Origin of the sequence: Fusobacterium sp. JB019 (genome assembly GCA_030673965.1) — a bacterium.
In the GTDB taxonomy this organism is placed as follows: domain Bacteria; phylum Fusobacteriota; class Fusobacteriia; order Fusobacteriales; family Fusobacteriaceae; genus Fusobacterium_B.
Map to the genome: position 1 here is coordinate 41392 of JAUTCN010000018.1, position 17810 is coordinate 59201.

General features: G+C 29.7%; 15 protein-coding genes and 2 riboswitches. Of the genes, 14 read left to right on the forward strand and 1 reads right to left on the reverse strand.

Translation table 11 applies throughout. The annotated features are described in order from the left end of the window. Nucleotides 1-10: 10 nt before the first annotated feature. The 8 genes from purF to Q7K47_09185 all read left to right on the forward strand — a co-directional run bounded on the left by purF (nucleotide 11) and on the right by Q7K47_09185 (nucleotide 10796). Nucleotides 11-1438, forward strand: coding sequence for an amidophosphoribosyltransferase (gene purF / locus Q7K47_09150; GenBank protein MDP0507364.1), 1428 nt, complete (start codon nucleotides 11-13; stop codon nucleotides 1436-1438). 78 nt (nucleotides 1439-1516) lie between these two features. Then, nucleotides 1517-2413, forward strand: coding sequence for a sensor domain-containing diguanylate cyclase (locus tag Q7K47_09155; GenBank protein MDP0507365.1), 897 nt, complete (start codon nucleotides 1517-1519; stop codon nucleotides 2411-2413). 61 nt (nucleotides 2414-2474) lie between these two features. Then, a riboswitch (purine riboswitch) is annotated at nucleotides 2475-2575 on the forward strand. A gap of 317 nt (nucleotides 2576-2892) precedes the next feature. Beyond that, entirely contained in the window at nucleotides 2893-3957 is a 1065-nt protein-coding gene (purM, locus tag Q7K47_09160) for a phosphoribosylformylglycinamidine cyclo-ligase (GenBank protein ID MDP0507366.1), read from the forward strand. Continuing rightward, on the forward strand, nucleotides 3951-4532 hold the full coding sequence (gene purN, locus Q7K47_09165; GenBank protein MDP0507367.1) for a phosphoribosylglycinamide formyltransferase: 582 nt from the start codon (nucleotides 3951-3953) through the stop codon (nucleotides 4530-4532). Before purM ends, purN begins: the two co-directional genes overlap by 7 nt. Nucleotides 4533-4551: 19 nt before the next feature. Then, complete coding sequence (gene purH / locus Q7K47_09170; GenBank protein ID MDP0507368.1) at nucleotides 4552-6087, forward strand: bifunctional phosphoribosylaminoimidazolecarboxamide formyltransferase/IMP cyclohydrolase; 1536 nt, start codon at nucleotides 4552-4554, stop codon at nucleotides 6085-6087. Nucleotides 6088-6115: 28 nt separating this feature from the next. Then, nucleotides 6116-7351 carry a phosphoribosylamine--glycine ligase gene (gene purD, locus Q7K47_09175; GenBank protein MDP0507369.1) on the forward strand — a complete coding sequence of 412 codons (1236 nt, stop codon included), beginning with the start codon at nucleotides 6116-6118 and terminating at the stop codon, nucleotides 7349-7351. A 198-nt stretch (nucleotides 7352-7549) separates the two neighbouring features. Beyond that, entirely contained in the window at nucleotides 7550-9004 is a 1455-nt protein-coding gene (gene guaB / locus Q7K47_09180; GenBank protein ID MDP0507370.1) for an IMP dehydrogenase, read from the forward strand. 146 nt (nucleotides 9005-9150) lie between these two features. Next, nucleotides 9151-9240: riboswitch (glycine riboswitch) on the forward strand. Nucleotides 9241-9440: 200 nt separating this feature from the next. Then, the gene (locus tag Q7K47_09185; protein MDP0507371.1) at nucleotides 9441-10796 is read left to right on the forward strand and encodes a sodium:alanine symporter family protein; all 1356 of its coding nucleotides are present in this window, start codon (nucleotides 9441-9443) and stop codon (nucleotides 10794-10796) included. A gap of 145 nt (nucleotides 10797-10941) precedes the next feature. Here the strand turns inward: Q7K47_09185 and Q7K47_09190 are convergent, their stop codons facing one another. Continuing rightward, nucleotides 10942-11658: an MgtC/SapB family protein gene (locus Q7K47_09190; protein ID MDP0507372.1), complete on the reverse strand. Its 717-nt coding sequence runs from the start codon at nucleotides 11656-11658 to the stop codon at nucleotides 10942-10944. A 299-nt stretch (nucleotides 11659-11957) separates the two neighbouring features. On the opposite strand from Q7K47_09190, the gene Q7K47_09195 reads away from it, so the two are divergent. The 6 genes from Q7K47_09195 to Q7K47_09220 all read left to right on the forward strand — a co-directional run bounded on the left by Q7K47_09195 (nucleotide 11958) and on the right by Q7K47_09220 (nucleotide 17759). Next, nucleotides 11958-12518 (forward strand): glycerol-3-phosphate responsive antiterminator, encoded by a 561-nt coding sequence (locus tag Q7K47_09195; protein MDP0507373.1) that lies wholly within the window; start codon nucleotides 11958-11960, stop codon nucleotides 12516-12518. A 306-nt stretch (nucleotides 12519-12824) separates the two neighbouring features. Next, entirely contained in the window at nucleotides 12825-13850 is a 1026-nt protein-coding gene (locus Q7K47_09200; GenBank protein ID MDP0507374.1) for a C4-dicarboxylate TRAP transporter substrate-binding protein, read from the forward strand. Nucleotides 13851-14031: 181 nt separating this feature from the next. After that, nucleotides 14032-14523, forward strand: a complete 492-nt coding sequence (locus Q7K47_09205) for a TRAP transporter small permease (protein MDP0507375.1) — start codon at nucleotides 14032-14034, stop codon at nucleotides 14521-14523. A gap of 15 nt (nucleotides 14524-14538) precedes the next feature. Next, nucleotides 14539-15825 carry a TRAP transporter large permease gene (locus tag Q7K47_09210; GenBank protein MDP0507376.1) on the forward strand — a complete coding sequence of 429 codons (1287 nt, stop codon included), beginning with the start codon at nucleotides 14539-14541 and terminating at the stop codon, nucleotides 15823-15825. A gap of 106 nt (nucleotides 15826-15931) precedes the next feature. Next, nucleotides 15932-16723 (forward strand): HAD-IIA family hydrolase, encoded by a 792-nt coding sequence (locus tag Q7K47_09215; protein MDP0507377.1) that lies wholly within the window; start codon nucleotides 15932-15934, stop codon nucleotides 16721-16723. A 307-nt stretch (nucleotides 16724-17030) separates the two neighbouring features. Then, a complete protein-coding gene (locus Q7K47_09220) occupies nucleotides 17031-17759 on the forward strand; it encodes an MIP/aquaporin family protein (GenBank protein ID MDP0507378.1) in 729 nt (242 codons plus the stop codon). The last annotated feature ends 51 nt before the right edge of the window (nucleotides 17760-17810 follow it).

The following is a 17810-nucleotide window of genomic DNA, read 5'->3' on the forward strand; positions in this document are numbered from 1 at the left end:
GTGGAATAAAATGATTAAAGGATTAGAGGAGCTATTAGAAAATAAAATAGTGGAAGAATGCGGAGTTTTTGGAATATACAATGTGAAAAATGCAAGTCAATTAACATATTATGGTTTACATGCTCTTCAACACAGAGGACAGCAAGGATCTGGAATAGCTACTTTTGATGGAGAAAAAATTTCTAGATATAGAGGGGAAGGGTTAGTAATTGAGATTTTTAATAGTGAGAATATTTCTCAATTAAAAGGAAATTACGCTATCGGACATGTTAGAATGGGGAGTGATAAAGCACCAGGAATAGAAAATATTCAACCTTTATTAGTTAGATCTCATACAGGAGATTTTACAGTAGCTCATAATGGAAGAATAATTAATTATGAACAATTAAGGACTCAATTAGAATATGAAGGAAGTATATTTCAAACTTCTTCAAGCAGTGAAATAATATGTCATTTAATTCAAAAACAAACAGGGACATTTACAGAAAAAATAAAAAAAGCAGTTGAAAAATTAGAAGGATCATTTGCTTTTGTAATAATGACAGAAAAAAATATTTATGCAATAAGAGATAAAAATGGTTTTAGTCCTCTTGCAATAGCGAAACTTGATGATGGTTTTGTAATTAGTTCAGAAACAGTTGGTTTTGAGATGATAAATGCTCAAATAATAAGAGATGTAAAACCTGGAGAAATAATAAAGATAGGTAAGAAAGGATTACGTTCTATAATGTATGCAGAAAGTACTCAAAGTAAAATGTGTGCGATGGAATATATCTATTTAGCTAGACCAGATAGTAACATAGATGGAATAAATGTTCATTCATCTAGAAGAAAATGTGGTAGAGTATTAGCAGAAGAATTTCCTTGTGAAAATGCGGATATAGTTATAGGAGTTCCTGATTCATCTTTATCTGCAGCTATGGGGTATTCAGATGGATCTAAATTACCTTATGAAATAGGACTTATAAAAAACAGATATATAGGTAGAACTTTTATACAACCTACCCAAGAAGAAAGAGAAAAAGGAGTTAAAATGAAGTTATCTCCTGTTTCCAATACAATAAAAGGGAAAAGTATAGTTTTAGTCGATGACTCTATAGTGAGAGGGACAACTAGTAAATATATAATAAAACTTTTAAAGGAAGCAGGAGCTAAAGAAGTACATGTAAGGATTGCTTCTCCAGCTATGATAGCTCCTTGTTTCTATGGAGTAGATACTTCTTCTTTAAAAGATTTAATAAGCGCAAGAATGTCTGTTGAAGAGCTAAGAGATTATATAGGAGCAGATTCTTTAGCTTTTTTATCAAATGAAGGTTTAAAAAAAGGGTTAGGAAATAATATATGCAGTGCTTGTTTTGATAGAGAATACCCAACGTATTTGTTCGATTTAGATAAAAATTTTAAAAAAGAATTGAAGGAATTGGAAAAAAACAAATAAAGTAAAAAAGAGGTAGTTTTCAGACTACCTCTTTTTTATGGTATACTTGAATTGGAAGAATACTTGAGGGGGTTAATCATGGAAAAAAATATGTATACTAAAATATTGAATGGAATTAGTGAAGGAGTTTATTTTGTAGATGTTAATAGAAAAATAAATTTTTGGAATAAAGCTGCAGAAGATATAACAGGATACAGGAAGTCAGAAATTATTGAAAAGCATTGTTATAATAATATTTTAAATCATGTGGATGATAAAGGAAATCACTTATGTATGAACGGATGTCCATTGTTGGAAACAATAAAAGATGGAAAATCAAGAGAAATGAAAGTATATTTAAGACATAAAAAAGGATACAGAGTACCAGTGATAGTAAAAGTAATGCCAATTTACGATAAAGGAGAAGTTATAGGAGCTGTAGAAACTTTTACAGATATTTCTCCTAATAAAATGCTTTTAAAGTCAAATAATGATTTAATGGATAATATTTTTAGAGATGAATTAACAAAACTTCCTAATAGAAAATATTTAAACTCACATTTAGATTCTGTTATGCTTAAGTATAAAAATTTAAATACTGGTTTTGGAGTAATGTTTTTGGATATAGATTTTTTTAAAAAAGTTAATGATACCTATGGACACGATGTGGGAGATGAAGTTTTACAAATGATTGCCAAAGTATTTAATAATTCTTGTAGAGATAATGATGTTATAGGTAGATGGGGTGGAGAAGAATTTATTGGAGTTTTTGAAAATGTGGATGAAAATAAATTAATTGAAATTGCAAACAGAATAAGAGTATTAGTAGAAAACAGTGAGCTCAATTTAGAAAAAGGGAAAATTAAAGTAACAATTTCCATAGGTGTTTCTTTGATTAAAGAGGAAGATAGTATAGGAACTCTAGTAAAAAGAGCAGATGAAGGAGTTTATTTAGCTAAAAAAAATGGAAGAAATAGAGTGGAATTTAAAAAATAATATTAATATTATTTTTATAGTTGTAAAAATAATAAAAATATGTTATTCTTAGGAAGTAAATAGATAGATAGAAGTTTACGCTTATATAATAGCCGTGATATGGACGGCGAGTTTCTACCTGCAACCTTAAATTGACAGACTATAAGCAAAAGAATACAATATAGACAGGGTGACTGTCTTTTTATTTCATTGTAATTATTTTGCTTTGTAATGGTTGGTGTAATCATTTGTTAAAAAAGGAGATAAATACAATGTTTTTTATTTTTGGTGTAAAAATAAAAAGAATAATAATAAATATTTCCAGAATATTTAAACTAGTTAAGTTTGGAAATATTTTTGTGTGCAAAGAAAAAAGTTTAAAAAATTTAAAAAATAATATAGAGGTTTCGAAAGGGGAACGCTATAAAATTATTATGCCTTAGAGCTAATATTTTGTAGCGTATTTTTTTATTTGAAAATAAATTTTGGAGGAAAATAAAATGGTAGAAAATTACATGGAAGATGTTAAGAGTAGTAAAAAGTATGCTGAGTCTGGTGTTAATTTAGAAGCTGGTTATGAGTCTGTAAGAAGAATAAAATCTCATGTTGAGAAAACTAAAGTTAAAGGAGTTATGGATAGCATAGGAGCTTTTGGTGGAATGTTTGATCTCTCTAGTTTAGGTTATAAAGAACCTGTATTAATAAGCGGAACAGATGGAGTAGGAACAAAATTAATGTTAGCTTTTGAAATGAATAAACATGATACCATTGGGCAAGATGTAGTAGCTATGTGTGTAAATGATGTATTGGTTCAGGGAGCTATGCCTATATTTTTTCTAGATTATATAGCAGTAGGTAAGAATTTTCCAGAGCAAATAGAACAAATAGTAAAAGGAGTTTCAGATGGATGTCTTTTATCAGAGTGTGGATTAATTGGAGGAGAAACTGCAGAAATGCCAGACATGTATGATATTGGCGATTATGACCTTGCAGGATTTTGCGTAGGAGTAGTTGAAAAATCAAAATTAATAACTGGAGAAAAAGTAAAAAAAGGAAATAAAATAATAGGAATTCCTTCTTCAGGTGTTCACTCTAATGGCTTTTCTCTTGTTAGAAAAATAGTAATGAAGGATAATGAGTTTGACTTGAATGCTTATAAAGAAAGATTTGATGGAAAAACTTTAGGAGAAACACTTCTTACTCCAACTAGAATATATGTTAAAACAATAAAAAAATTATTAGAAAAGGTTGAAATAAATGGAATGTGTCATGTTACTGGGGGAGGATTTTATGAAAATATTCCTAGAATACTTCCTGATAAATTAAGAGCTAAGATAGATACTAAAGCAATAAATACTCCTGAAATTTTTAAATTTTTAGAAGAAAAAGGAAATTTAGAAAAAGAAGAATTATATAATGTCTTTAATATGGGGATTGGATTTATTTTAGTAGTTGAAGAGAATAAAATAGAGAAAATTATGGAAGAATTGGAAAATTTAGGTGAAAAACCTGTAATTCTTGGAGAAATAATAGATGGAGAAAAAGGAGTAGAGCTAGAATGGTAAAAATTGCAGTATTTGCTTCTGGTAATGGAGGGAATTTTCAAAGTATTGTAGAAAAAAGTAGAACTATTGATCTTATAAATTATTCAGTAGAACTTTTAATAGTTGATAAAAAAGATGCATATGCTAAAAATAGAGCTGAGAAATTAGGGATACCTTGTTATACAATAATTCCTAAGGAATTTTCTAGTAAAGCTAAATACGAAGAAAAAATAATAGAAATTTTAAAAGAAAAAGAGATAGAATTAATAGCTTTAGCAGGATATATGAGAATAATATCTTCTACTTTATTAAAAGAATACGAAAATAGAATTATAAACATTCATCCAGCTTATTTGCCTAACTTTCCAGGGAAAGATGGGATAGGGGATGCCTTTAAAGCGAAAGTTGCAGAGACGGGAGTAACTATTCATTATGTAGATGAAGGAGTAGATTCTGGAGAAATTATATATCAAGAAAAACTAATTATAAAAAAAGAGTGGGATTTAGGAAAACTAGAAGAAGAAATTCATAAAATAGAACATAGGATATATCCTTGTATTTTAGAAGAACTTAGTAAAAAAATAAAATTAAGATAAATTTTGGAGGTAAAATAAAATGAAAAGAGCTTTAATAAGTGTTTCGGACAAAAATGGAATAGTTGATTTTTCTAAAAAATTAGTTGATTTAGGTTATGAAATTATATCAACAGGAGGAACTAAAAAAGTTTTAGATGATGCAGGGATAAAAACTCTAGGAATTTCAGAGGTAACTAAGTTTCCTGAAATGATGGATGGGAGAGTAAAAACACTTCATCCTAATGTTCATGGAGGGCTTTTGTGTGTTAGAGATGATGAAAAGCATATGAAAGATTTAGTAGACAATGGAATAGAACTAATAGATTTAGTTATAGTTAATTTATATCCTTTTAAAGAAACTTTAAAAAAAGGGGGAACTCATGAAGAGTTGATAGAAAATATTGATATTGGGGGACCTAGTATGCTTAGATCAGCAGCTAAGAATCATAAATTTGTGACAGTATGTGTGGATCCATTAGATTATGATCAAATATTAGAAGAAATTAAAGAAAAGGGTGATACAAGTCTAAGTTTTAGAGCTAATTTAGCTGCTAAAGTATTTAGAACAACCGCAGCTTATGATGCTTTAATAGCTGATTATTTAACTAAAAAAGAACAAATAGAGTTTCCTGAAAAATTAACAATGACTTATGAGAAAGTTCAAGATTTAAGATATGGAGAAAATCCTCATCAAAAAGCGGCTTTTTATGCAGCTCCAATGACAGGTTATTCTTTAGCGAGTGCAAAACAACTTCATGGAAAAGAGCTATCTTATAATAATATTCAAGATGCAAATGGGGCTATAGATATATTAAGGGAATTTTTAGATGATAATAAGAAAATAGTGGTAGGAGTAAAGCATACTAATCCTTGTGGAATTGGAACTGGAGATACTCTAATAGAAGCTTGGGAAAAAGCTTATAATGCTGATCCTATTTCTATTTTTGGGGGAATAGTTGCTGTAAATGAAATTATTGATGAAAAGGTAGCTCTTGAGTTACATAAATTATTTTTAGAGATTGTTATAGCTCCTGATTATACAAAGGAAGCTTTAGAGATATTAAGTAAGAAAAAAAATATTAGATTAATGACATTAGATATAAAACAAGAAATTTTAAATAAAAAGAAAATTGTAGGGGTTAACGATGGTATGCTGATACAAGATATGGATTTTGGGAAGGTTGAGTTAGATGATTTAGTATGTGTAACAGAAGCAAAACCTACAAAAGAAGATATAGAAGAGCTTTTATTTGGTTGGAAAGTTGTGAAAAATGTAAAATCAAATGCAATTGTAGTAACAAAAGCAGGTCAAACTGTGGGAGTAGGAGCAGGTCAAATGAATAGAGTGGGGGCAGCTAAAATTGCATTAGAGCAAGCTGGAGAAAAGGCGAAAGGTTCTTATCTTGCTTCAGATGCTTTCTTTCCAATGCCAGATACTGTGGAGTTAGCTATAAAAAATGGAGTTAAAGCAATAGTTCAACCAGGTGGATCAATAAAAGATCAACTTTCAATAGATGAATGTAACAAACATGGAATACCAATGTTATTTACTAAAATGAGACATTTTAAACATTAATTTTTTGAATAGTTTACAGGGGGATAAAATGAAGGTTTTAGTTATAGGAAAAGGTGGAAGAGAAAATGCTTTAGCTTGGAAAGTAAATCAAAGTTCTTTAGTAAAAAAAGTATATGTTGCTCCAGGAAATCCAGGTACAAGAGAATTTTGCGAAAATATTAATATAGAAGAAGATGATATAAAATCTTTGGTTTTATTTGCTAAAAATGAAGGAATAGATTTAACTATTGTTGGTCCAGAAACTACTTTAGCTTTAGGGATAGTTGATGTATTTCAAGAAAATAATTTGAGGATTTTTGGTCCAAGAAAAGAAGTTGCAAGATTAGAAAGTAGTAAAGACTTTGCAAAAAAAATAATGGAAAAATATAGTATTCCAACAGGGAAATATAAAACTTTCTATAAACTAGGTGAAGCAAAATTATATGTTGAAAAACAAGGAGCTCCTATAGTAATTAAAGAAGATGGTTTAAAAGCAGGAAAAGGTGTAACGGTTGCTATGAAGAAAGAAGAGGCTTATAAAGCTTTAGAAGCAGCATTTTCTATACCGGATAATAAGGTTGTAATTGAAGAATATTTAGATGGTTTTGAGTTTTCTTTAATAGCTCTTGCTCACGAGGATAAAATAATTCCTTTAGAAGTTGGACAAGATCACAAAAGAGTTTTTGATGGAGATAAGGGACCAAATACAGGTGGAATGGGAGTATATTCTCCTGTGAGAAAGGTAACAGAAGAAAAAATAAAAGAAAGTGTTGAAAAAATAATAAGACCTACATTAAAAGGACTTCAAAAAGAAGGACTTTCTTTTACAGGATTTATATTTGCTGGAATTATGGATACAAAAGAAGGAGTTAAGACAATAGAATTTAATGTTAGATTTGGTGATCCAGAAGCAGAAGCTATTCTTCCTAGGATGAAAAGTGATTTAGTTCAGTTGATTTTAGATATATTAGAAGAAAAAGAAACTTTAGTTGAATGGAGTGAGGAAACTTCTTGTGGTGTTGTTTTAGCTTCTGATGGTTATCCTGCAAGTTCAACAAAAGATTGTGAGATAATTGTTCCTGAAAAATTAGAATCTATAGTTTTTCATATGGGGACAAAAGAAGTTGATGGAAAACTTTATACAAACGGTGGAAGGGTCTTAATTGTAGTTGGTAAAGGAAATAATTTAGAGGAAGCTAAACGAAATGCGTATAGAGATGTTGAAAAAATAAAATGTGATAAATTATTTTATAGAAAAGATATAGGAGCTAAAGACTTAATATAAAGGTAATATAATAAAAAAGTATAGAAAAAATAGGACTATTATGCTATAATATGTCAATTAAGCTGAATACTTAAATGAAGGAAGCTATTAAATATTGAGTGCATAAAAAACGGGGCTGTTAGAAATTGACAGCCTCTTTGTTGAATAATTTATATAAAAAAATTTAAATAGAAAATAAGGAGAGAAATAATGGATACAATGAATGGAAAAATAATTAAAGAAGCGATAACATTTGATGATGTTTTATTAGTACCTGCTGAATCACATGTTTTACCTCAAGATATAAATCTAAAAGCTCACTTAACTAATGAAATAGTATTAAATATACCTATAGTAAGTGCTGCTATGGATACAGTAACAGAAGCAGATTTAGCGATAGCATTAGCAAGACAAGGGGGGCTTGGTTTTATTCATAAAAATATGCCAATCGAAGCGCAAGCTAAGGAAGTTGATAAGGTAAAAAGAAATGAAAGTGGAATGATTCAAAATCCAATTACATTATATAAAGAAGCTACATTAGGAGATGCAGATGAATTAATGGGGCAATATAGAATATCAGGATTACCCATTATAGAAGCTGATGGTAAATTAATTGGGATTATAACAAATAGAGATTTAAAGTATAGAAAAGATTATGAAACTGCTGTTGTAGAAGTAATGACTAAAGATAATTTAATTACAGCTCCAGTAGGAACTACTTTAGAGGAAGCTAAGGATATATTACTTTCTCATAGAATAGAAAAATTACCTATAGTTGATGAGTTAGGTTATTTGAAAGGCTTAATAACAATAAAAGATATTGATAAGATTGTTGAATATCCTAATGCTTGTAAAGATAAACATGGTAGATTAAGAGTTGGTGCAGCTGTAGGAGTTGGAGCAGATACAGTTGAAAGAGTTAAAGCTTTAGTTAATGCGGGAGTAGATGTTATAACTGTTGATTCAGCTCATGGACATTCTATGGGAGTTGTAAAAAGAGTTAAAGAAATAAGAGATGCTTTCCCAAATGTTCAATTGATTGCAGGAAACATAGTTACAGCAGAAGCGGCAAAAGCTTTAATAGGAGCAGGAGTTAATGCTGTTAAAGTAGGGGTTGGTCCAGGATCTATATGTACAACAAGAGTTGTAGCGGGAGTAGGAGTTCCTCAGCTTAGTGCAGTTAATGATGTTTATCAAGTTTGTAAAGAAGCGGGAGTTAGAGTTATAGCAGACGGAGGAATAAAGTATTCTGGAGATATAGTAAAAGCTTTAGCAAGTGGTGGAGATTGTGTAATGCTAGGAAGTATATTAGCAGGAACAAGCGAAGCTCCTGGAGAAGAAGTTATCTATGAAGGAAGAAAATTTAAAATATATGTAGGAATGGGTTCAATGGCAGCTATGAAAAGAGGATCTAAAGATAGATATTTTCAAAATGATGCTAAAAAATTAGTTCCAGAAGGAATAGAAGGAAGAATTGCATTTAAAGGAGAATTAAAAGACGTTATATTTCAATTATGTGGTGGAGTTAAAGCAGGAATGGGATATTGCGGAGCTCCAACAGTTGAATATTTAAAAGAAAATGCTAAATTTGTTAAGATAACAGGAGCTGGATTAAGAGAAAGTCATCCTCATGATGTTCAAATAACAAAAGAAGCGCCAAATTATTCAAAATAAAATTTGCATTTAAGCTTGGTTTATGATATAGTAATTACATTCAAAAAACAACTAAATATAAGTGGATGAATTGTATGGGAGAATGCAGTAACGCATACCGAAGGAGTCAAACTCTCAGGTGCTTTTATAAAGTGAGGACCGTACAAGGACACAACTCTGGAGAGTCCCTTAATTGGGCGCCGAAGGTGCACAGATTTTAATCTTTATCTCTCAGGCAAAAGGACAGAGGAAATATAAATTATTAATATTTAAATGATTATTAGTAATTTAATAAATTTAATTATATAAATAACTAAATTTAAGCAATTTTTCTAGAAGATTGTTTTTATATTTAGTTTGATTTATATGAATATTAAAAAATTTCCAAAAATTCTAAAACTATCTCCAGAGTAAAATTGGTTGATAGTTTTTTTTATTATAGGGGAGGATTTTATTTATGGATTACTTAAAGGTTTTAAATAGTATTGATAGTTTTGTATGGGGGCCACCTCTTTTAGTCTTACTTGTTGGAACAGGAATTATGCTAACATTAAGATTAAAATTTTTACAGATTTTTAGTTTGCCAAAAGCATTAAAATTAATTTTTACAAGTATTAAAGATCAAGATGAAGATCATGGAGATATTAATAGTTTTCAGGCTCTTTGTACAGCACTTGCAGCAACTATTGGAACAGGGAATATAGTAGGGGTTGCGACAGCTATAAAAGTAGGAGGACCAGGAGCATTATTTTGGATGTGGGTTGCGGCATTTTTTGGAATGGCTACTAAATATTCAGAATGTTTGCTTGCTGTAAAGTTTCGTAGTATTGATGCCAATGGAGCTGTTGCAGGAGGGCCAATGCATTATATAGAAAAAGGTTTAGGAGAAAAATATAAGCCACTAGCAATTATGTTTGCAGCGTTTGGAGTGTTAGTTGCTTATTTTGGGATTGGAACCTTTGCTCAAGTTAATGCAATAACAGAAATAACAAATTTATCATTTGGTATTCCCGTGGAAATAGTAGCTATTGTTTTAACAATTTTAGTAACTGCGGTAACAATTGGTGGATTAAAGTCAATTTCTAGGGTAGCAAGTAAAATTGTTCCAACTATGGCATTAATTTATTTTATTGCAGTTATAGGTTTCTTGATTATTTTTGCAGATAAAGTTCCTGGAGCTATTAGAGAAATTATTACATGTGCCTTTAATCCAACTGCAGCAAAAGGTGGATTTTTAGGATCTACTGTTATAATTGCAATGCGTAGTGGTATTGCTCGTGGGGTTTTTTCAAACGAATCAGGTTTAGGAAGTGCTCCTATTGTAGCAGCAGCAGCAAAAGTTAAATGGCCAGCACAACAAGGTCTTATTTCTATGACAGGAACATTTATAGATACAATAATTGTGTGCACTTTAACTGGATTAACACTTATAATTAGTGGGATGTGGACAGGAGATTTAAATGGAGCTGCGCTGACACAAGCTGCTTTTTCAACAGGATATCCAGTGATTGGAAAATATATTTTAACAATAGGTCTTGTTTTATTTGCTTTTACTACAATCTTAGGTTGGAATTATTATGGGGAACGTTGCATAGAATATTTAGTAGGAGTAAAAGGGATTTTACCTTATAGAATCATATTTATTGTTTTAATTGCTTGCGGAGCTTTTATAAAATTAGAAGCTATTTGGACACTTGCTGATATTGTAAATGGACTTATGGCTATTCCGAACTTGATAGCTTTAATTGGGTTGTCAGGTATAGTTGTAGCTGAAACAAAAGCTTACAAAAAACATTTAGAAGAGAAAAATTAAAAAATAAAAATAAATAAAAAGAAGCTAGATTTAAAAAAATCTAGCTTCTTTTTTATATAATAATTCAATAACTGTTCATATAAATTAAGGGATTGAATAAAATGGGTAAAAACTTATATTTAGGTTATTGAGTTATTGATTTGAACTATAAACGTGTTACTTGCTTAACACATGGAGATTTAGCAATCTCTGAAATTAAATCTATAGGTTTTAACTGCTTAGGCATAATTAAAATATATCTAGCTTTGTTTTCATCTGAATCTTTTTTAATATCTTTGATTTTAGATTTTAAATTAGAACATTTAAGCAATTCATAAATCATAAGTATATTTTCTCCATAATTATTTTCTTCGGTAAAGATTACCTCTAGTTTTACCGTATGTTTATTATCGATTACAGAAACTTCTAGCTTTTTTAGTGTTACTAAGACAATCATAACTGCAATTCCAGAAGTTATGGATAAAGTATAAAATCCCCAACCAATACCTAATCCAATACAACCAGTTGCCCAAAGAGAAGCAGCAGTAGTTAATCCTTCTATTGTTCCTCTTTCTTTCATAATTGTACCAGCACCTAAGAAACCAATTCCACTGATTACTTGTGCTCCTAATCTTCCTAAATCACTCTTAAAATTTTCTCCAAGACTAGGGTTATCTATTGCTAATTTGATTATATTTACTCTTAGTTGTTCTTGAATTAGAGAAACAATAGCAGCTCCTAAACATACCAATATATGAGTTCTAAAACCTGCAGGACGATTGTTACATCCTCTTTCGTAACCGATCATTCCTCCGATTATTATAGCTGTAAATATTCTAATGAAAATTTGAGCATTTCCTAGTGTTAAATCAAATGGAGTCATATAATCACCTCCTGATAAAAATTAAATGAAATAAAAAAGAGAGCACAAAAAAATTAAAAAGACAAAAGTCTTTTAAAAATTTAGCTCACCATAAACTCCGCTTTATATTCATTTATAATAGAATAACAAAAAAAAATTAAAAAGTCAAATTAAAAAAATAAAATCATTTAAAAAAAGAACAAAATAACTTAAAAATAGAATAAATTTCTAAAAACGAACTGAAAAAAAGTGTGTATATATAAGTGTAATATATGGTATAATTTGTGTGATAAATAAAAAAAGGTGGTAAAAAAACTATGATTAATATAAAAGAAATTTTGGAAAGAAATCCGGTTATTCCGGCAATAAAAAATAGAGATAATTTAAAGGAAGCTATTGATAGTAGTAGTGAAATTATATTTGTAATTATGTCTAATCTAATAAATATAGATGAAATAGTTTCAGAATTAAAAGAAGCAGGAAAAATAGTTTTTGTTCATATTGATATGGTTGAAGGATTATCTAATTCTAGTTACGGAATAGAGTACTTAATAAATAGAACAAAGTTTGATGGAATAATAACTACTAAGCATAACATAGTTTCTTTTGCTAATAAAAATAAAATACCAGTTATTCAAAGATTTTTTATATTAGATTCTTTTTCTTTTAAAAATACAGTGTTACATATTAGAGAGAATAAGCCAAATGCTGTTGAAATTTTACCAGGAGTTATGCCTAAAGTGATAAAGAGAATATGTAATTTAGTTAACGTAGCTGTTATAACAGGTGGGTTGATTGATGATAAAGAGGATGTTATAAATGCTTTGGCAGCAGGAGCTGAAGGAGTATCTACAACAAAAAGTGAGCTTTGGAAAATTTAACGAATGATTAAATTTTGACCAATAATAGATTAAAAAAAATTCTATTTTTAAGTAGAGTTGTTGAAATTTAAAGGTAATTCACGGTGAAAAAAGAAACAAATATACGAAAAAAAACTTAATCATCTAAAATTGGTACAAAAAATTTGACAAACACATATTAAAAAGGTAAAATGTGTATTATTAAAAATAGAATAAGGCTGTAGAGAAAGGAGAGGCTAAATTGAAACTTTGGAAACTTAATTGCTAAAGTTGTTTTTGGCTTTTTTATTTTTTTCTTCTTTATTCAAAAAACAGGGAGGACAAACTATGAATAAGTTTAAAGGTTTATTGTGTGCATCATTATTATCTTTATTAGTAGTAGGATGTGGTGGTGAAAAAAAAGAGGAATCAAAAGTTGAGGCTCGTGTTATTAAAGTAACAACTAAATTTGTTGATGATGAGCAAACTTCAAAATCACTAGTTAAAGTTGTTAAAGCAGTTAATGAAAGAAGTAAAGGGACATTAGAATTACAATTATTCACAAGTGGAACTTTACCAATAGGTAAAGATGGAATGGAACAAGTTGCAAGTGGTTCAGATTGGATTCTTGTTGATGGAGTTAATTTCTTAGGAGATTATATTCCTGATTATAATGCGATAACAGGTCCTATGTTATATACATCTTTTGAGGAATACTTAAGAATGGTTAGAACTCCTCTAGTAGAAGATTTAAATAAACAAGCTTATGAAAAAGGAATTAAAGTATTATCTCTTGATTGGGTATTTGGATTTAGAAGTTTAGAAACTAATAAAGTAATTAAGACTCCAGAAGATTTAAAAGGAGTAAAATTAAGAGTTCCAACAAGTCAATTATACACTTATACATTAGAAGCTATGGGAGCAAATCCAGTAGCAATGCCTTATCCTGATACTTATGCAGCTATTCAACAAGGTGTTATTGAAGGGGTTGAAGGATCAATACTTTCTTATTACGGAACTAAACAATATGAGAATGTTAAAAATTACTCATTAACAAGACATTTATTAGGTGTTTCAGCAGTTTCTGTGTCTAGAAAATGTTGGGAAAGTTTAACTGATGAGCAAAGAACTATAATTCAAGAAGAATTTAATAACGGAGCTCAAGATAACTTATCTGAAACTAACAGATTAGAAGGAGTTTATGCTGAAAAATTAAAAGAAGCAGGAGTACAATTTAATGAAGTTGATACAGCAGCATTTAATAAAGCAGCATCAGTAGTATTTACTAAATTCCCTAAATGGACACCAGGAATTTATGATAAAATAATGGAAAATCTTACTCAAATTAGAGAAGATATAAAAAATGGTAAATAATTAGGTAGAATAACCTTATTAAAGAAGAGACTAGGTATTAGGATTAGTCCTATATCTAGTCTCTTTAAAATAAATATTGGATTAAGAATAAAAAGTTTCTTAATAAAATAGTAAATTATATTAAGGGAGTGTTTATTTTTAAGTAAACAAAAATGGTAATATATTATATGAGGAGTGGACAATGAAAAAAGGATTAAATGATTTTCTGAAACATTTTGAGTTGTATCTTGGAAGTTTGTTTATTAGTGTGACTGTAGTTATAGTTATAATGAATGTATTTACAAGATATTGTTTAAATTTTACTTATTATTGGACAGAGGAAGTGGCTGTAGGGTGCTTTATTTGGACAATTTTTTTAGGAACAGCAGGAGCTTACAGAGAAAAAGGATTGATAGGTGTTGAAGCTTTAATGGTTCTGTTACCAGCTAAAATAAGAAATGTGGTTGAATTTTTCACATCAATAATTTTAGTAGGACTAAATGTATTAATGTTTGTTTTTAGTTATGGTTATGTGGCAGGATCAACAAAGATAACTTCAGCATTAGAGATGTCTTATTCTTATATTAATGCATCTTTAGTTTTATCTTTTGGATTAATGACATTATATTCTTTATTATTTATGATAGAAGCGTTTAAGAAAGCATTTTTACACGTTGATGAGAAAAAAGATTAGGGGGGTATTAGTAATATGAATTCGTTTTCTCCGATAGTGGTTTTATTTATTTTATTTTTCTTGAATATACCAATAGGATTTGCTTTAATGGGATCAGCATTATTCTATTTTATATTTATAAACAATATCATGGCAATGAACATGGTTATTCAAAGATTTTCGACATCAGTTGAATCTTTTCCTTATTTAGCGGTTCCTTTCTTTATAATGGTAGGATCAGTTATGAATTATTCAGGTATTAGTGAGCAGCTTATGAATATGGCGGAAGTTTTAGCAGGACATATGAAAGGTGGACTTGCTCAAGTTAACTGTTTACTTAGTGCTATGATGGGTGGAATTTCAGGATCTGCAAATGCAGATGCTGCAATGGAATCAAAAATATTAGTGCCGGAAATGTTAAAAAAAGGATTTACAGCTCCTTTTGCAGCTGCAGTAACAGCAGCTTCATCATCAGTTAGTCCGGTAATTCCACCAGGAACTAACCTAATATTATATGCTCTAATAGCAAATATACCAGTAGGAGATATGTTCTTAGCAGGATACACTCCAGGGATATTGATGACTGGGGCATTAATGATTACAGTTTATATAATTTCAGTAAAAAGAGGTTATGCTCCAACAAGGGAAAAAGCGGCAACACCTGTAGAAATAGGAAAGCAAGCTTTAAAATCAATTTGGGCATTAGCTATTCCTTTTGGGATCATTTTAGGAATGAGAATAGGAATGTTTACTCCAACAGAAGCAGGTGGAATAGCTGTATTCTTCTGCTTTGTAGTAGGGACACTTATTTATAGAAAATTAAAATTTAAACATATACCAATAATTTTAACAGAAACAGTAAGAAGTACAGGATCAGTTATGATTATTATAGCAGCAGCAAAAGTATTTGGATATTATTTAACATTAGAAAGAATACCTCAAATGATAACTCAAGGTTTAATGAACTTTACAGATAACAGATTTGTATTACTTATGTTAATTAATGTTATGCTTCTATTTATTGGAATGTTCATAGAGGGTGGGGCTGCATTAGTTATATTAGCACCTTTACTAGTTCCAGCAGTTACTGCTTTAGGAATAGATCCACTACATTTTGGTGTAATATTTATAGTAAATATAATGATTGGTGGTTTAACACCTCCATTCGGTTCAATGATGTTTACAGTATGTTCTATAGTTGATGTAAAATTGGAAGATTTTATAAAAGAAATATGGCCATTTGTAGTAGCTTTATTAATAGTTTTAGTTATGGTGACTTATTCTCAAAGTATAGCCTTAATTATTCCAAATTTATTTAGTTAGAATTGATTTAACTTGTTGATTAAAAGTTTTGAAATATAATTATAAGGGTTGTTTGTTTTACAAGTTTAAATTTGTAAAAAACAGCCCTTTTATTTTAGGAGGAGAAATGAATAAACTTAAAGAAAAAAAATGTTTTTTATTAGATATGGATGGAACTATTTATTTAGGAGACGAATTAATTGATGGAGCAAAAGAATTTTTAGAAAGAGCAAAGCTTGAAAATAAAAAGTATTTATTTTTAACTAATAATTCTTCTAAAAATAAAGGAGCTTATGTTGAAAAATTAAGAAAATTAGGGATAAAAGCTGAAGAAGATGAAATATTTACATCTGGTGAAGCAACAACGATTTATTTAAATAAAAGAAAACCAGGAGCGAAAGTTTTTTTACTTGGAACTAAAGCTTTAGAAGAAGAATTTGAAAATGCAGGATTTGAGTTAGTGAAAGAAAGAGGAAAAAAAATTGATTTTGTGGTATTAGGATTTGATACTACATTAACTTATGAAAAATTATGGATAGCTTGTGATTATATAGCTGAAGGAGTAGAGTATATAGCGACTCACCCTGATTTTGTGTGTCCTTTGGCTGAAGGTAAATGTATGCCAGATGTGGGATCGATAATAGCTTTAATAAAAGGAACTACAGGAAAAGAACCTTTAGTAGTGGGAAAACCTAATAAATATATTGTAGAAGCGATTTTAGAAAAATATAATTTAAAAAAAGAAGAAATAGCTATGGTTGGGGATAGATTGTATACGGATATTAGAACAGGATTAGATAATGGATTATCTTCTATTTTGGTAATGAGTGGAGAAACAGATAGAAAAATGTTAGAGGATACAAAATTTGTACCAAATTATGTGTTTAATTCAATAAAGGAAATGATTGAAATATTATAAAAAAAATTGATAGAGGGTGTTAAGTAAAAAAATAGTTTCCTAAAGAGTGAAGGCTTTCCTTTGCTCTTTTTTTGGTGGTTTATGTAAAAAAATAGATTATTTGAAACAGAAATGATACGTTCTGTATGTCAATATTTGTAATTTTATATTGACAAAAGAAAAAACATAGGGTATTCTTAAATTAACGGAATATAGCTCGGAGAAAAAGAAAGGAGGCTTAAAATAATAACTTTTCTAAAGTTATAATTTAAGGTTTTCTTTTTTTATTAATGTTATATTTTATCGTGAATTAAAAGGAGGAATTAATATGACACCAGGAGCAATGTATTTAGGAGAATTTGTAGGAACAGCAGCACTTTTATTTTTTGGTAACGGAGTTAATATGACGACAAGTTTAAATAAAAGTTATGGAAAGGGTTCCGGTTGGATAGTAACTTGTATAGGTTGGGGATTATCGGTTACTATGGCAGTTTATATGGTTGGTTGGGTTAGTGGAGCTCACATAAATCCAGCAGTAACTATTGGACTAGCAGCAGCAGGAATGTTTCCTTGGGAATTAGTTCCAGGGTATATTATTGCTCAAGTTGCAGGAGCTTTTGTAGGAGCTTGCCTAGCATGGCTAACTTATAAAGATTTAATGGATGAAGAACCAGAAGCAGGAACAAAATTAGGTGTTTTCTCTACAGGTCCAGCTATAGATAATAAACCAATGAATGTAGTGACAGAATTTTTGGGAACATTTTTATTGCTAGCAGGTTTATTAGCCATTGGATATGGAGATGGAGTTACAGGAGGAATGGCACCATTTGTTGTAGGAATGTTAATAGCAGTTATAGGAATGGCAACAGGTGGAGCAACAGGATTTGCTATAAATCCGGCCAGAGATTTAGGTCCAAGAATAGCTCATGCAATATTACCAATAAAAGGAAAAGGTGGATCAAATTGGGGATATGCTTTAGTACCAATAGTAGGACCTATATTAGGTGGAATAGTTGGTGGAGTTTTTTATGCAGGATTTATTGCAATAGCACATTAATTTTATAAAGCAATTTTAAATTTACAAAATTATTTATTAGGAGGAAAATAA